The sequence below is a fragment of the Marinobacter zhejiangensis genome (assembly GCF_900114775.1).
GTDB classification, from domain to species: domain Bacteria; phylum Pseudomonadota; class Gammaproteobacteria; order Pseudomonadales; family Oleiphilaceae; genus Marinobacter; species Marinobacter zhejiangensis.
Map to the genome: position 1 here is coordinate 132,784 of NZ_FOUE01000005.1, position 15,485 is coordinate 148,268.

Annotated in this window: 13 protein-coding genes; 6 read left to right on the forward strand and 7 right to left on the reverse strand. The window is 59.5% G+C overall.

Annotated features, from left to right (window positions below; genetic code table 11):
* Positions 1-68 precede the first annotated feature (68 nt).
* On the reverse strand, positions 69-1,436 hold the full coding sequence (locus tag BMZ67_RS15550; protein ID WP_092025238.1) for an MFS transporter: 1,368 nt from the start codon (positions 1,434-1,436) through the stop codon (positions 69-71).
* 129 nt (positions 1,437-1,565) lie between these two features.
* Between BMZ67_RS15550 and uvrA the strand changes: the two genes are divergently transcribed.
* Entirely contained in the window at positions 1,566-4,397 is a 2,832-nt protein-coding gene (gene uvrA / locus BMZ67_RS15555; protein WP_092025241.1) for an excinuclease ABC subunit UvrA, read from the forward strand.
* 70 nt (positions 4,398-4,467) lie between these two features.
* Here the strand turns inward: uvrA and mqo are convergent, their stop codons facing one another.
* Positions 4,468-5,958, reverse strand: a complete 1,491-nt coding sequence (gene mqo, locus BMZ67_RS15560; RefSeq protein WP_092025244.1) for a malate dehydrogenase (quinone) — start codon at positions 5,956-5,958, stop codon at positions 4,468-4,470.
* A gap of 281 nt (positions 5,959-6,239) precedes the next feature.
* On the opposite strand from mqo, the gene nhaD reads away from it, so the two are divergent.
* Positions 6,240-7,502, forward strand: coding sequence for a sodium:proton antiporter NhaD (gene nhaD / locus BMZ67_RS15565; RefSeq protein ID WP_092025247.1), 1,263 nt, complete (start codon positions 6,240-6,242; stop codon positions 7,500-7,502).
* A gap of 11 nt (positions 7,503-7,513) precedes the next feature.
* Positions 7,514-8,485 (forward strand): calcium/sodium antiporter, encoded by a 972-nt coding sequence (locus BMZ67_RS15570; protein ID WP_092025249.1) that lies wholly within the window; start codon positions 7,514-7,516, stop codon positions 8,483-8,485.
* Positions 8,486-8,503: 18 nt separating this feature from the next.
* Here BMZ67_RS15570 and BMZ67_RS15575 read toward each other — a convergent pair whose 3' ends face one another.
* Entirely contained in the window at positions 8,504-9,268 is a 765-nt protein-coding gene (locus tag BMZ67_RS15575; protein WP_092025252.1) for a lysophospholipid acyltransferase family protein, read from the reverse strand.
* A 205-nt stretch (positions 9,269-9,473) separates the two neighbouring features.
* Here BMZ67_RS15575 and sorT point away from each other — a divergent pair, with 205 nt between their 5' ends.
* Together sorT and sorU are read left to right on the forward strand one after the other, a co-directional pair.
* Positions 9,474-10,700: a SorT family sulfite dehydrogenase catalytic subunit gene (gene sorT, locus BMZ67_RS15580; RefSeq protein WP_092025255.1), complete on the forward strand. Its 1,227-nt coding sequence runs from the start codon at positions 9,474-9,476 to the stop codon at positions 10,698-10,700.
* A 9-nt stretch (positions 10,701-10,709) separates the two neighbouring features.
* The gene (gene sorU / locus BMZ67_RS15585; protein ID WP_092025258.1) at positions 10,710-11,030 is read left to right on the forward strand and encodes a SorU family sulfite dehydrogenase c-type cytochrome subunit; all 321 of its coding nucleotides are present in this window, start codon (positions 10,710-10,712) and stop codon (positions 11,028-11,030) included.
* Between the two features lie 240 nt (positions 11,031-11,270).
* On the opposite strand, the gene msrB is transcribed toward sorU, so the two are convergent.
* Together msrB and msrA are read right to left on the reverse strand one after the other, a co-directional pair.
* On the reverse strand, positions 11,271-11,699 hold the full coding sequence (gene msrB / locus BMZ67_RS15590; protein ID WP_092025262.1) for a peptide-methionine (R)-S-oxide reductase MsrB: 429 nt from the start codon (positions 11,697-11,699) through the stop codon (positions 11,271-11,273).
* A gap of 48 nt (positions 11,700-11,747) precedes the next feature.
* The gene (gene msrA / locus BMZ67_RS15595; RefSeq protein ID WP_092025265.1) at positions 11,748-12,392 is read right to left on the reverse strand and encodes a peptide-methionine (S)-S-oxide reductase MsrA; all 645 of its coding nucleotides are present in this window, start codon (positions 12,390-12,392) and stop codon (positions 11,748-11,750) included.
* Positions 12,393-12,572: 180 nt separating this feature from the next.
* On the opposite strand from msrA, the gene BMZ67_RS15600 reads away from it, so the two are divergent.
* On the forward strand, positions 12,573-13,547 hold the full coding sequence (locus tag BMZ67_RS15600) for a metallophosphoesterase (protein ID WP_092025268.1): 975 nt from the start codon (positions 12,573-12,575) through the stop codon (positions 13,545-13,547).
* A 14-nt stretch (positions 13,548-13,561) separates the two neighbouring features.
* Here BMZ67_RS15600 and BMZ67_RS15605 read toward each other — a convergent pair whose 3' ends face one another.
* Both BMZ67_RS15605 and BMZ67_RS15610 read right to left on the reverse strand, forming a co-directional pair.
* Positions 13,562-14,041: a CDP-archaeol synthase gene (locus BMZ67_RS15605; protein WP_245750014.1), complete on the reverse strand. Its 480-nt coding sequence runs from the start codon at positions 14,039-14,041 to the stop codon at positions 13,562-13,564.
* Between the two features lie 33 nt (positions 14,042-14,074).
* Positions 14,075-15,457 (reverse strand): class II fumarate hydratase, encoded by a 1,383-nt coding sequence (locus tag BMZ67_RS15610; RefSeq protein WP_092025271.1) that lies wholly within the window; start codon positions 15,455-15,457, stop codon positions 14,075-14,077.
* Positions 15,458-15,485 lie beyond the last annotated feature (28 nt).

The following is a 15,485-nucleotide window of genomic DNA, read 5'->3' on the forward strand; positions in this document are numbered from 1 at the left end:
ATCTGCCAGATACATTGGCCAGCCATCCCTGGCCAGCCCTCAGAGTTCTATGAATGGTTGTAGTCGGTTCAGGAAGAACCTTGCCGGACAAAGTCATACCCTGCAAGCGACTCTTCCTCAAATTGGTCACGGTCCACTTTCAGATAGGCCATAGCCGTGCCCTCCAGGATGACCACGTCCTGGACGCCGGGGTGCCCTCGCAAGGCAGCATCGACCCTGTCGATATCCCGGCCAAGATTATCGCGCAATTTTACCACGAAACTGGTGGTATAGCGTGGGTTCGGCATCGTCAGTGCCAACAGCAGCCAGCACACCAGCACCGCCACCATCGGCCACACCACCCCGGTCACGCCGCCTTGCTCCAGCAGCAAACCACCGACCGCACCACCAACAAAGGCACCCAAGAACTGGGACGTGGAGTATACGCCCATCGCCGTGCCCTTGCTCGCGGCTGGTGCCTCCTTGCTGATCAGGGATGGCAAGCTGGCTTCCAGGAGATTGAACGCCATGAAAAACAGAAACAGCACGCCCCAGGCGACCCCGAGGCCTGTCACTGCCACTTCAAGTCCCGCCGTGGCCAGAGTCAGCAGCAGGATGGCGCCAGAGAGCACTGGCTTCATCTTGCGTTTTTTCTCGCCAATGATGATAAACGGCACCATGGCAAAGAACGAGGTCACCATGATGGTGAGGTAGAACCACCAGTGGGACTGGGTTGGCAGCCCGAGTTTGTCCTTGAGGATCAACGGCACCACCAGGAACAGCGCGGTCAACACCAAGTGCAGGGCAAAAATCCCGAAATCAAGGCGCAGCAAGCGGCCGTCACGGATGACCTGTGACAACATCGCCTTAACTGGTCGTGTATCGGCATTGGCCAGGTGCTGGTGCGGCGTTGGCACAACCCGATTAACGACCACCAGGGCTATGAGCGCCAGGGCCGCGGTCACAAAAAAGATGCCGTGCAGCCCGAACGCGCTCGCCAGCAATGGCCCCAGCACGAGGGACACGGAGAACGACAGACCGATGGACATGCCAACGGTGGCCATCGCCTTGGTACGCTGTTCTTCCCGGGTGAGGTCACTGAGCAGCGCCATCAACACACTGGCGATCGCCCCGCTCCCCTGCAGCACCCGCCCCGCAATGACCCCGTAGATGGAGTCCGACACGGCGGCGAGCATACTCCCTGCTGCAAACAGGACCAGTCCGATATAGATCATGCGCTTGCGACCAACCCGGTCTGACAGCAGCCCAAACGGCACCTGCAGCAAGGCCTGACTCAGACCATAGGCTCCGATGGCCAATCCGATCAGTGCCGGCGTGGCCGAATCCAGGTCCTGGCCCAGCAAGACAAAGACCGGCATGACCATAAACAGTCCCAGCATTCGCATGGCGTAAACGGACGCCAGCGCAGCAACCGAGCGCTTTTCAAGAGCATTCATAAAACAACAATTCCTTCCTAAACAATATGGCACTGGCGAACCCGGGCGTCGTTTATCCACCCCGCCAAACCAGGAAGCGCGCATTGTAGCAGATGCGGTATACTCCCGCTTTTGTTTGCCGGGGGCACTATGGACCGTATTCAAGTCAAAGGGGCAAGAACCCACAACCTGAAGAACATCGACCTGGACATGCCGCGGGACAAACTGATCGTAATTACCGGTCTGTCCGGGTCCGGCAAGTCTTCGCTCGCCTTCGACACCCTGTATGCCGAGGGGCAGCGGCGCTATGTGGAATCTCTGTCCACCTACGCCCGCCAGTTCCTGTCGATGATGGAAAAGCCGGATGTCGACCACATCGAGGGGCTGTCACCGGCCATTTCCATCGAGCAGAAGTCCACCTCGCACAACCCCCGCTCTACCGTCGGCACCATAACCGAGATCTACGATTACCTGCGCCTGCTGTTCGCTCGTGCCGGGGAACCTCGCTGCCCCGACCATGACCTGCCCCTGGAAGCCCAGACGGTCAGCCAGATGGTGGATCAGGTTCTGGCCATGCCGGAAGACAGCAAGCTGATGATTCTGGCCCCGGTCATCCGTGACCGTAAAGGCGAGCACCAGCAGGTAATCGAAACCATGAAGAGCCAGGGCTTCATCCGCCTTCGGGTGGACGGCACCGTCTACGATATTGATGACGTCCCGGCCCTGGACAAGAAGCGCAAACATCAGATCGACGTGGTGGTGGACCGTTTCAAGGTCAAACCCGGACTGGAGCAGCGCCTCGCCGAAAGTTTTGAAACCGCTCTGGAACTGGCCGATGGCATCGCGCTGGTCGCGCCCATGTCGGACAAGGCGCCCGCTGATGACGAGGTACATACCTTCTCAGCCCGCTACGCCTGTACCCAGTGCGGCTATGCGTTGAGCGAATTGGAACCGCGGATCTTCTCATTCAACAACCCGGCTGGCGCCTGCCCGACCTGTGATGGCCTGGGCGTCAAACAATTCTTTGATCCCGAAAAAATCGTCCAGCACCCGGAAGCCACGCTTGCAGAAGGCGCCATCAAAGGCTGGGACCGCCGGGCGGTTTACTATTTCCAGCTGCTGAGCAGCGTGGCCGACCACTATGACGTGGATATGGACACCGCCTTCGTGGACTTGCCGGAGGCCTTCAAACAGGTCCTGCTCTATGGCTCCGGCAGGGAAGAGATTTCGTTCCGCTACGTAAACTCCCGCGGACACGTGATGGAGAAGGCCCACCCCTTTGAGGGCATTCTCCCTAACCTGGAACGCCGCTACCGGGAAACCGACTCCCAGGGAATGCGCGAGGAGCTGGCCCGCAATCTCAGTCAGCAACCCTGCAAGGATTGCGGTGGCTCCCGCCTGCGCCGCAGTGCTCGCCATGTTTTCATTGAAGACCGGAACCTGCCCGCCATTACCCATTTGCCCGTCGGCGAAGCCCACGATTACTTTGAAACGCTGGCGCTGCCGGGGCGCCGGGGTGAGATTGCCGATAAAATCCTCAAGGAAGTACGGGAACGGCTGCAGTTCCTGGTCAATGTGGGCCTGGAATACCTGACCCTGGAACGCAGTGCTGACACCCTGTCCGGCGGCGAAGCCCAGCGTATCCGTCTGGCCAGCCAGATTGGCGCCGGTCTGGTTGGGGTTATGTACATCCTGGATGAGCCCTCCATCGGCCTGCACCAACGAGATAACGACCGGCTGCTGGCAACCCTGACCCACCTGAGGGACCTGGGCAATACCGTGATTGTGGTGGAGCACGACGAAGACGCCATCCGGGCCGCCGATCACGTGATCGATATCGGCCCGGGAGCCGGCGTTCACGGTGGCCAGGTGATCGCCCAGGGTACGCCCCAACAGATCATCGCATCCCCAAAATCGCTGACCGGCCAGTACCTCTCCGGCAAGAAGCAGATCGCCGTTCCGACCAGCCGTAACGAAGGTTCCGGCAAGACCCTGACCCTCAGCGGCGCCAGCGGCAACAACCTGCGGGATGTGACGCTGAACATCCCACTGGGGGTCATGACCTGCATTACCGGGGTGTCCGGATCTGGCAAGTCGACCCTGATCAACGGCACCCTGTATCCGGTGGCGGCGGCCAAACTGAACAAAGCCACCAGCCTGACTCACGCCCCGTTCCAAAAACTGACCGGGCTGGATCAGCTGGACAAGGTAATCGACATTGACCAGAGCCCCATCGGCCGAACCCCACGCTCCAACCCGGCCACCTATACCGGCTTGTTTACCCCGATCCGCGAACTGTTCGCTGGTACCCAGGAGGCCCGTTCACGTGGCTACAAACCTGGCCGCTTCAGCTTCAACGTCAAGGGCGGACGCTGCGAGGCCTGTCAGGGCGACGGCGTGATCAAGGTGGAGATGCACTTCCTGCCGGATGTGTATGTGCCCTGCGATGTCTGTAAGGGCAAACGCTACAACCGGGAAACCCTGGAAGTACGCTATAAGGGCAAGAACATCCATGAAGTTCTGGAAATGACCGTGGAGGAAGGCCGCGAGTTCTTTGATGCCGTTCCGTTCATTGCCCGCAAGCTGCAAACCCTGATCGATGTAGGCCTGTCCTACATCCGCCTGGGGCAGAGCGCCGTTACCCTGTCCGGTGGCGAGGCTCAACGGGTCAAGCTGGCCAAGGAACTGTCCAAGCGGGATACCGGCAAAACCCTCTACATCCTGGACGAACCCACCACTGGCCTGCATTTCTACGACATCCAGCAGCTGCTAAATGTGCTCCAGAGGCTGCGGGACCACGGCAACACCATTGTGGTGATCGAGCACAATCTGGATGTAATCAAGACTGCCGACTGGATTGTCGACCTGGGGCCGGAAGGCGGCTCCGGCGGTGGCCAGATCATTGCCGAAGGGACGCCGGAACAGGTGGCGGAAAGCCCGGTCTCCCATACCGGACGCTATCTGAAACCGATGCTGAACTAGGCGAATTGCGAGCACAAAAAAGCGGTGGCAACCTGCGTTGACCACCGCTTTTTTGTGGGCTATACCGGCATCAAGCGTCCGGATTCAGCTCCAGAGTCCGCAGTGTCCGCTCGCGAACCGTGTTGAGCAGGTCCTCGTCGTTGACCAGGGACTGGCCGTAGGACGGCACCATCGCCCGCATGCGTTCCTGCCACTCAGGAGACGCCATCGCCTCGGGGAAGCAGCGCTCCAGAACATTGATCATGGCATTGGCCGCAGTGGAGGCACCCGGCGACGCGCCGAGCAGCGCCGCCAGCTTGCCGTCCTTGGACGCCACGATTTCGGTGCCGAATTCCAGCTTACCGCGACCATCTTCATCTTTCTTGATGATCTGGACCCGTTGCCCCGCATCCTGCAACTTCCAGTTCTTCTCCTGGGCGTCGGGGAAGAAGTTACGCAGGGAGGCCACCCGCTCGCTATGAGACTGGAACACTTCGCTGATTAGGTAACGCGTCAGGTCCATGTTGTTCTTGCTCACCGACAGCATCGGCTTCAGGTTATTCGGTTTGACTGACCCGAACAGGTCAAACACCGACCCCTGCTTCAGGAAACGGGTGGTAAAGCCGGCAAAGGGCCCGAACAGCAACGCCGGCTCACCATTGATGATCCGGGTATCCAGGTGTGGTACCGACATCGGCGGCGCACCAATCGGCGCCTTGCCATAGACTTTGGAGTGGTGCTTGGCCACCACCTCCTGGTCCTGACAAACCAGCCACTGACCACTGACCGGGAAGCCGCCGTAGCCACGGGCTTCATCAATGCCAGACTTCTGCAACAGAGGCAGCGCGCCACCACCGGCACCCAAGAAGACAAAACCAGCTTCCAGCTTGGTTGTTTCACCGGTGACGTGATTGCGAACCCGAACCTTCCAGCGGCCATTATCGCGCTGCGCCAGGTAATGCACCGGACTGTTCAGCATCAGGGTGAAATTCGGCTGGCTTTCCAGGTAACTCACCATACTGCGGGTCAGCGAGCCGAAGTCCACGTCGGAGCCGTGTTTGACGCGAGTCGCTGCCACAGCCTGCATGGGATCCCGGTGCTGGACGATCAGCGGCATCCATTCCTTCAGCACGTCAGGGGATTCGGTGTATTCCATTTCCCGGAACAGGTGGTGTGCCTGGAGCTTCTCGAAGCGGCGACGCAGGAAAGCGACGTCCTGTTCACCCCAGACAAAGCTCTGGTGCGGCGTGCGGTTGATGAACGAGGAGGGCTTGGGCAACATGCCCTTCTCCACCAGGTACGACCAGAATTGCAAGGACACTTCGAACTGGGCATTGATGGCCAGTGCCCGCTCGATTGCTACATCACCATCGTCGGCTTGCGGCGTGTAGTTCAGTTCACAGTAGCCGGCATGTCCTGTACCAGCGTTGTTCCAACCGTCTGTGCTCTCATGGGCAACGTGATCTAGACGTTCAACCATGATGATGTCCAGGGACGGATCGAGCTGCCTGAGCATCATGCCGAGGGTGGCGCTCATGACGCCACCGCCAACCAGCACTACATCTGCCTGTATTGCGGCCATTGGGCATTCACCTTAACAAGTTACTGAGCCTGTCACCCACCGTTGGGCATATAGGGGTCGAAAGTTTGAGGGCCCCAATTATCCCGGTTTTTGACCAGATAATAAAATGCCAATACCACTTAGTGAGTTTATCCGGCACACGAGTATCCGGATTTCTCTACCATGGCGCTATTAAACGAAAGCCCCAAGTCAACAGATGGTGGTTGCCGCCCCCCGAAAGGTCTAGAATTCGCGCCCTAACCTTTCTTTCCCTATCCATCTGACTCCAATGGCGGCTTAGTATGGAACCCTCTCTCTTATCTCTGGATACCGTCCTGATCGGGCTGGCTGTCCTGGCGCTGCTTGGCGTGATCTTCGAGGAAGTCACCCATGTCAATAAGGCCAAAATCACCCTGTTCTTTGGCACCCTGTCCTGGCTGCTGATGTTTATTGCCAGCACCAACGAAGAAGAAACCCGGGCGATCTCCCTGGGGCTCTCGGAAAGCATTGCCGAAATCGCCGGGCTATGGCTGTTTCTGGTGGCCGCGATGACCTTTGTCGCCTACCTCAATAAAAAGGGCATGATTGAGAATATGGTCTACCTGATCATGCCTGGCAAAGTCACCGAACGAAAACTGCTGTTCCTGACCGGGCTGTTCTGTTTCGTGTTTTCGTCACTGGCGGACAACATCACCGCCACCCTGGTGTCCTGTTCGCTGATACTGACCCTGAACCTTGAGCTGAAAAAGCGCATCCAGTTCATCACCCTGGTGGTGTTTGCGGTCAACTCCGGCGGCGTCGCGCTGATTACCGGGGACGTGACCACGCTGATGATCTTCCTGGCGGGCAAGGTGGAGATCCTGACACTGCTGACGCTGGCACTACCCTCAGCGATTACCGTATTCGTTCTGGCGGTTATCCTGTGTCGCGGGCTCGATGGCACCGTCGTTATGGAGCCACGACTAAACTCGGTTCGCCCGGTGGATGTGGTCATCAGCGTCCTGTTCCTGGCAACGATCATCGCCACCATCACCGGCAATTCACTGTTCTCTATTCCACCGGTCCTGATGTTCCTGTTTGGTCTCTCGGTCATGTTCCTGGTGTCCCGTTTCATGAGCGATGACAGCGACCTCGACCCAATCCTGGAATACGTGCGCGCCATTGAATTTGAAACCCTGCTGTTCTTCCTGGGCATCCTGCTGCTGGTGGGTAGCCTCAAGGAAATCCACGCCCTGGACAGTCTGGTTAACATCTACCACATGATGCCGCCACTGGCCGCCAACTATGTGATGGGCATCTTCTCCGCGATCATCGACAACGTTCCCCTCACTGCCGCGCTGCTCAAGGCCGGGATCGACATGACTCCAGCCGAGTGGATGGGGCTCACCTATGCTGTTGGCGTCGGCGGTTCACTGCTGGTGATCGGTTCCGCGGCGGGCATTGTCGCTATGAGCAAAATCCCGGGGCTGACCTTTGCCGCCTATCTGAGGTATTTTGTGCACCTTTTTGTGGCTTACACATTTGGCTATGCAGGCGTCTACCTGCTGGGTCAATTTCTCCATTGAGGCTTTAACGAATGTTACTGGCAATCGCAGCAATCCTGGCAGGGCTGGTCCTGCTGGTCTGGAGCGCAGACCGCTTCGTCGATGGCGCAGCGGCTACCGCGCGGCATCTGGGCATGCCCACCCTGCTGATCGGTATGGTCATCATCGGGTTTGGCACCTCCGCCCCTGAACTGGCGGTTTCTGCCATGGCAGCAACGGACGGTAACCCCGGCCTGGCTCTGGGTAACGCCTACGGTTCGAACATCACCAATATTGCGTTGATCGTTGGTCTCGTCGCCCTGGTCAGTCCCATCGTGGTGCACTCCCAGGTGCTGAAAAAAGAACTGCCCTTGTTGCTGGTGCTCTGCGCGATTGCCGGTAGCCAGCTGATTGACGGCGAACTGAGCCGGCTTGATGGCTGGGTCCTGCTCGGCGTGTTCTTCGCGGTGATGGGGTGGTCAATCGTTCAGGGTATTCGCGGCAAAGGCGACGCCCTGGCTGAGGATACCGAATCGGAACTGGACGCCAATGCGATGCCCATAAAAGCGGCGCTGCTCTGGCTGGTGGCGGGGCTGGTGCTCCTGATCGTGAGCTCCCGGATGTTGGTTTGGGGGGCGGTCTACGTGGCGCAATCCCTCGGGGTCAGCGACCTGATCATCGGTCTGACCATTGTCGCCATCGGCACATCACTGCCGGAGCTGGCGTCTTCCATCGCCGCCGTTCGCAAGAACGAGCACGACCTGATCCTCGGCAATATTCTCGGGTCAGGCATATTTAATACCCTGGCAGTGGTTGGTCTGGCCGCCACCATTCACCCGCTGTCGGTACAAGCCGAGGTGCTGTACCGGGACTGGACCGTGATGACCGTCCTGACCGCCGCGTTGTTGCTGATGGGCATGAAAATCTTCAGCTCCGAGCGCAGCATCAGTCGTTTTGAGGGCGCCATCCTGCTGACGACCTACCTCTGCTATACCGGCTACCTGGTGTCGACCGTCGTCCGCTGACCATACGGCGAGGCGCCACTATTGCGCCTCGCCATCTCCCAGCAGTTCCGTCATTCGTTCGCGTACCCCGGCCATCAACTGAGCCAGGTCGTCTCGCCCCATCCCCGCCGTATCGATCGGCTCACCCACCCGGACATCCACCGGCTGGCCCAAGTTGATCTGCCAGGTCCGTGCCGGCAGCACCCGGTGAATGCCCCGAATGGCAACAGGCACAATGACCGCTTCCGTATCCAGCGCCAAATGAAAGCAGCCCTTCTTGAAGGGCAGCAGGCGACCGTCATCAGAGCGCGTGCCTTCCGGCGCTGCCCACAGCACAATGCCGCTTTCCATCATTTCCCGTGCCGTCTTCAGGTCCGCCAGCGCCTGGGCCCGGTTGGCCCGGTCCACTGAAGGGAACTCCGCTGCACGCATGGCCGGCCCCAACAGGGGAATCCGGAAAAGTTCTTTCTTGGCCAGCATACGGATAGAACCCGGCAGGGAAACGAAACTGACCGGGATATCGTAGTGGCTGGCATGGGTCGACATGATGATGTAACGACGGCCATCGTTGAAATCCGGCACCGCGCCGCGAACCGTCACATGCGCCCTGACCAGACGCAACAACGTCGCAGACCAGCCCCGGGTGTATTTATCAACAATGTCCCGGTTCAACTGCCCTACCAGTGCCCGCATAAGGATAAGCAAGCTATACAGTGCCGTGAGCCCTACTGAGCCAAGAACCACAGCAGCCCGCCGCAACAGCGTTGCCGACTCAACCATCGGGCTGAATTTCAATCGTTTCATGCGCCTGCCTCCCCTAACGTCACCGGGCATCCCGCCAAAAGTGACAAATTATAACGGCCAGGCCCGACGTAATCTCAACAACATATCACGGGCGCAGCGCCCGGAACTTGATCATTTTTTGACCACAAACTATTACTTACAGATGTCCGGCCGTTCGGATGTTTCCGGCAAGCGTGTCCCCCCCAACCCAATCAGGAGACGCCTCATGCGCGCCAAAGAGCCTACTACCACCCTTGACCTAGCCCAGAACCCTCCCATGGTCTCCCGACGCCGCCTACTGGTTGGCAGCGCTGGCGCCCTGGCCTCTGTCAGCCTATTGGGATTCAGCCCCCTGGCCCGCAGCCAGACACCCGCGACCCTGCCGGACTACGCCGCCTGGAAAAGCCTCAGCGACCTGATTGTTCACAGCGCAAACACCATGGAAACCCGCCGGGATGCCATTGGCAGCGGCGTCCTGACCCCGTCGGACAAACTGTTTGTGCGGAACAACCTGCCCTCCCCCGGGGAAGCCATCGCAACAGACCGCGATGCCTGGACGGTTAACATCGAAGGCGTCAAAAACCCCCGGGCGCTGACCATCGCTGAGCTCAAGACCATGGGCGTGGAAACCGTGGCCGCCGTGCTGCAATGCTCAGGTAACGGGCGAGCCTTCTTTCCCCATGGCGCCAGCGGCACGCAGTGGTCAGTGGGGGCTGCAGGTTGTGTCCTGTGGACCGGTGTTCCGCTAAGGACCGTCGTGGACGCCTTGGGAGGCGTCGCCGATGGCATGAACTACATCACCAGTACCGGCGGTGAAGAGCTGCCGGAAGGAATTGACCCGAAAACCATCCGCGTCGAACGCTCGGTGCCGGTAGCGGCCCTGGATCGGGCAATCCTGGCCTGGGAGCTCAATGACGACCCGTTACCCGTCACCCATGGAGGCCCCCTGCGCATGGTTGTTCCCGGCTATTACGGAGTGAACAACGTCAAGTACGTCAGGCACATTGCGTTTACCCCAAACCAGACCGACACCAAGATCCAGGTGTCTGGCTACCGTCTGCGGGACATTGGGGTGAAAGGCGCGTCAGACCAACCGTCGATGTGGGAAATGAACGTCAAGTCCTGGGTCACGTCCCCCCTGGAACAAACTCCCCAGGGACGCCACATGATTTACGGCGTGGCGTTTGGAGGAAGCCGGGCGGTGGCCAGTGTGGAGGTGTCCCTCGACGGTGGCGGGAACTGGCAACAGGCCCGTTTCCTCGGACCCGACCTGGGGCCGTTTGCCTGGCGCCCATTCGTGCTGGCAGCAAACCTTGCGCCGGGAGACTACCGGGTCGTCAGCCGGGCAACCGACAGCGATGGCAATAGCCAGCCGGAAAACCGGACCGAAAATGAGCGGGGTTACGGCCACAACGGCTGGAAAGATCACGGCGTCACCCTCAAGGTGACGTAAGGACAAGTGATGACAACGTATTCGTATGGAGTGATCCTGGCCGGCGTCCTGCTCTCCCAACCAGGCCTCGGCGATGAGCGCCTGGATGAGGGGCGCAAGGTGTTCACCGAGGCGGCTCAGCCTTCCTGCACGGTGTGTCATACCCTGGCGGATGCCGGGTCGACGGGCATTATCGGGCCAAACCTCGACGAACTTGCTCCCGATGAAGAACGGGTGCGTCAGGCGGTAACAACCGGGGTAGGCATCATGCCCGCGTTTGCTGAAACGCTTTCCGAGGAGCAGATCTCAGCCGTGGCCCATTATGTCGCCACGGTGACCGCAGGGCAGTAATGGGTAATGGATGGTGGGTGATGGTGCGCGCATAAAAAAACCACCAGTCCCTGGTGGTCATTGGGCATCCAGCCTATAAGAAACTAGCCCCCAAAGGGACTGAGCACGACAACAACGCAGTCACGTTCAGGAGCCACTGAATAATGCCTGAGTCAACTCGTACGACCGGAATCGTTCAGGGCCTCTGTACCTTTAGACTAGTGGCCACCTGTGACAGTTGTATGACGACATCATGACTCATCATTCGCCCCCTGGATGAAACTCCATGGCAATCGAGTTGAGGCAATAGCGCTGCCCGGTGGGCGCAGGGCCATCGGGAAAAACATGGCCGAGATGGCTGTCGCAACGGGGGCAGCGGATTTCGGTGCGAACCATGCCGTGGGAGCTGTCCTCAAAATAGCGAATATGGTCCGGATCAAACGGCTGGAAGAAGCTCGGCCAGCCGGTGCCGGAATCAAACTTCGCTGAGGAGCTGAACAGCGGCAACTCGCAGAGGCGACAGTGATAGACCCCGTCGGTCTTGTTGTCGAGCAACGTGCCGCAAAATGGCCGTTCGGTGCCATGGTCAAGCAGGACGTGGCGCTCTTCCGGTGTAAGGGTCACCGCACGATTGGCAACTTCTGCGTCGCTCAGTGGGGTGAGATCAAAACCTGCGGCTGACGTGGGCATTCGTTGGGTTCTCCTTCCTCTTTCTCGTAACAGATAAGCGAGACGGCCTCAGGACCGGTCGTCCCGGTATTCGGGTTTCAGGCAATCACCAAAGGTCTGTCGCAGCTTTTCCACTTTCGGAGCCGCAACCGCCATGACATAAGGCTGATAGGGGTTCCGGGCAGCATAGTTCTGATGGTACGGCTCGGCCGGGTAGAATGCCTGTAAGGGTTCCAGGGTTGTCACAATCGGCTCGGGATAAACACCGGCCTGATTCAACTGTTCGATATAGGCATCAGCCACGGCTTTCTGGTCATCGTTGCTATAGAAAATCGCCGAGCGATACTGGGTACCCCGGTCATTGCCCTGGCGATTCAGCTGGGTGGGGTCGTGGGCGACTGAGAAAAACAGCTTCAGCAACTCGCCAAAGCCAACTCGTGTCGGATCATAACGGATGTCCACTGCCTCAGCATGGCCGGTAGCGCCCGAGCAAACCGCTTCATAATTCGCCGTGTCGGCTGCGCCACCGGTATACCCTGAGGCCACCTGAACCACACCGTCCACCGCCAGGAACACCGCCTCAACACACCAGAAGCAGCCACCAGCCAGCACGACCCGTTGCTCTCCTTCGCCCGGGTTTGCCAATGCCCGTTCCGGGTCAGGGAAACGGCTACGGGGAACACTCATCCCTGGAATGGAACAAGACCTGGTCATCACATCACTCCTTTTAAAATTCCCGGTCGTTGACCGCCTTCTCTTGCGCTGACCAGGGTACATCAACAAAGTTCCTGCCTGCCAAGTCCCGACATAACATGAACATTAGCCCAGATTGGTTGCAGCGATGAAATAGCCAACCATACTTAATGACAGGCCCATGATTCACCAGGACATCGGATGACCGCCCGCGCCCCAAGCCCCGTACCCGCCAACGAACTGCTCGACTACCGCCTGAGCCTTCGCCTGGGCCCGGTCCACGCCCGCCAACGGCTGGGCCTGGAGCGGGAGTACGAATCCCGGGTGTTCGGCCAGGACCATTACTCCTTCCATCTCGAGAACTGGACCAGCGCGCCCCGGGTCATCCGCTTCTGCCTGCGTTTCTGTGGCCTGCTCAACCGGGCGCAGGACAACAGCCGCGATCTTCAGGTGGTCGAACATAGCTTTCATCTCCCGGACCTGCCAGAAGCCTTTGAAGGCTACCGAATCCTTCACCTCACCGACCTTCATGTGGATATGGATGCGCTGAACCTGAAGGCGGTGATCAACATTATCGGGGAGCTGGACTACGACCTCTGCGTGCTCACCGGAGATTACCGCAAGCTGACCTGGGGGCCCATCGACGCCGCCCTAAGCGGGATGGCCCAGTTGCGCGAGGCCATTGACGGCATGCCACTGGCGGTGCTGGGCAACCATGACAGCATCCGCATGTTGCCGCCGCTGGAAGATATGGGCTATCGGATGCTGCTGAATGAAAACGCCGAAATCTGTCGCGATGGCGCGTCTTTCTATGTTGCCGGGGTCGATGATGCCCACTTCTTCAAGGCCCACAATCTGCAGAAGGCCGGCGACGATATCCCCAACGGTGCCATCAGCCTGCTGCTCAGCCATACCCCGGAAATCTGGCGGGAAGCCGGGCACGCCGGCTACGACCTGTTCCTCTGCGGGCACACCCATGGCGGGCAGATCTGCCTGCCCGGAGGCATTCCCGTCACCCTGGACTCCAGTTGCCCTCGTTCCCTCGGCAGGGGCTACTGGCGCTACAATGGCATGCAGGGATACACCTCGCCGGGCTGCGGAACTTCCGTGCTGAACGCCCGCCTGAATTGTCCTCCTGAGATCGTTATCCACACCCTGACCCGCGGCCCTCGCTAGTCCATGCGCCTGGTCTAATGAGGGTGACGACGAATACCGAGCCGATACAGTAGTGGCGAAAACCCGATGTTCGCCGCCACAAACACCACAACCACCAGGAGCGCCAGCCCAAACGACAGCTTCAGCCAAATGACCGCCAATAACATTGGTAACAGCGCTTCCGGAATCTGATCAAGACCGATGGCACGGCCACTGGGAGGAATTCCCCGCCGCCGTTTGATGAAACTGCTGAGCAGATCCCCCCCCAGTGCCAGTAGCCCAAACACCAGGCCAAACCAGAAACCCACGCCCACCAGAACCGAAAACAGCGCACAGCTGGCAACGCCGGAGGCAATCCCCCGCCAGGTTTTGCTGGCACCAAACAACGGGCGCCCATCACCCCAGAGCCGACCACCATCCACCGGTCCGGGCCAGAAGCCGGGAATCAGCTTGTGGGCGATGACCGGGGCGCCATTGGCCAGCACCAGCATGATGAAAAGTATGAACGACAACATCCTTGGGTCTCCGCTGCCCGAACCGGTGTCTGTTCAATCCCCGCCTACGCCGCCGCGGGTCAGTTTCAGAGGGTCCAGCAGTTGCACCAGCCGTTGTCGTGATAACCCAGACAGTTCCTCCGCCACATCAATGATCGGGCGGCCACTGTGGTACGCCTCCTTGGCGATAGCGGCGGCTTTTTCGTAACCGATTTCCGGATTCAGCGCGGTCACCAGAACCGGGTTCCGACCGACCGCCGCATCAAGGGTATCGGTGTTGACGATGAACCCTTTCATCGCCTTATCGGCCAGCAACTGCGTGGCATTGGTCAGCAGTGAAATCATATCGAGCAGGTTGGCTCCTACCAGTGGCAGCATGACGTTGAGCTGAAAATTGCCCGACTGGCCCGCTACCGCAATGGCGGCATCCAGCCCCATTACCTGGGCGGCCACCATCGCCACGGACTCCGGCACCACAGGATTCACCTTGCCCGGCATGATGCTGCTCCCCGGCTGCAGTGCGGGCAGGCTGATCTCTGCCAGGCCATGAATCGGCCCGCTGTTCATCCAGCGCAAATCGTTGGCGATTTTGGCCAGGATAATGGCCACACCGCGAAGCTGCGCCGACAGCTGTACCGGCGCATCAATCGCACTCTGCCCGACAAATTTGTGCTCCAGAGAACGGAACCGGTAGCCGGTCGCCTCCCGCAGAAAACGAATAAACTGGTCCGGGAATTCCTCCAGCACATTGATGCCGGTGCCAACCGCGGTGCCTCCCTGGGGCAGGGCCAGCAAGTCTTCAACGGCGTTGTCCAGGCGGGCTTCTGCCGCGAGCAGCTGTTCCCGCCAGGTGCGCAGCTCCTGGGCCAGGGTTACAGGCATGGCATCCATCAGGTGGGTGCGCCCGGTCTTGACCTGATCCGCAAGCCCGCTTTCCCGTTCATAGATCACACCACACAGGTGTGACAGTGCCGGTAACAGGCATCGCTGGAGCTGAATCACCGAGCTGACGTGGATTGCAGAAGGGATGACGTCGTTGGAACTCTGGCTCATGTTGACGTGGTCATTGGGGTGCACCGGCAGCCCCGGGGAGGAGGCCAGGTGGGCAAGCACCTCATTGACGTTCATGTTGGTGCTGGTGCCGGATCCCGTCTGGTAACGGTCTACCGGGAACTGATCCAGGTGCTGCCCTTCCAGTACATCCTGACAGGCATCCAGAATGGCATCACGTACATCGACGTCCAGCAGACCGAGGCTGGTATTCGCCTCAGCCGCCGCCCGTTTGATTTCCACCACTGCGGTGATGAATGGCGCCGGCATGGCCAGACCGCTGACCGGAAAATTATCCACCGCGCGCTGGGTCTGAGCCCCCCACAAAGCGTCAACGGGTACCTGGACGTCTCCCAGGCTATCGTGCTCGGTCCGGAAATCGGTCATACCCTCTCCTTCTCGGTGTATCTGTCCC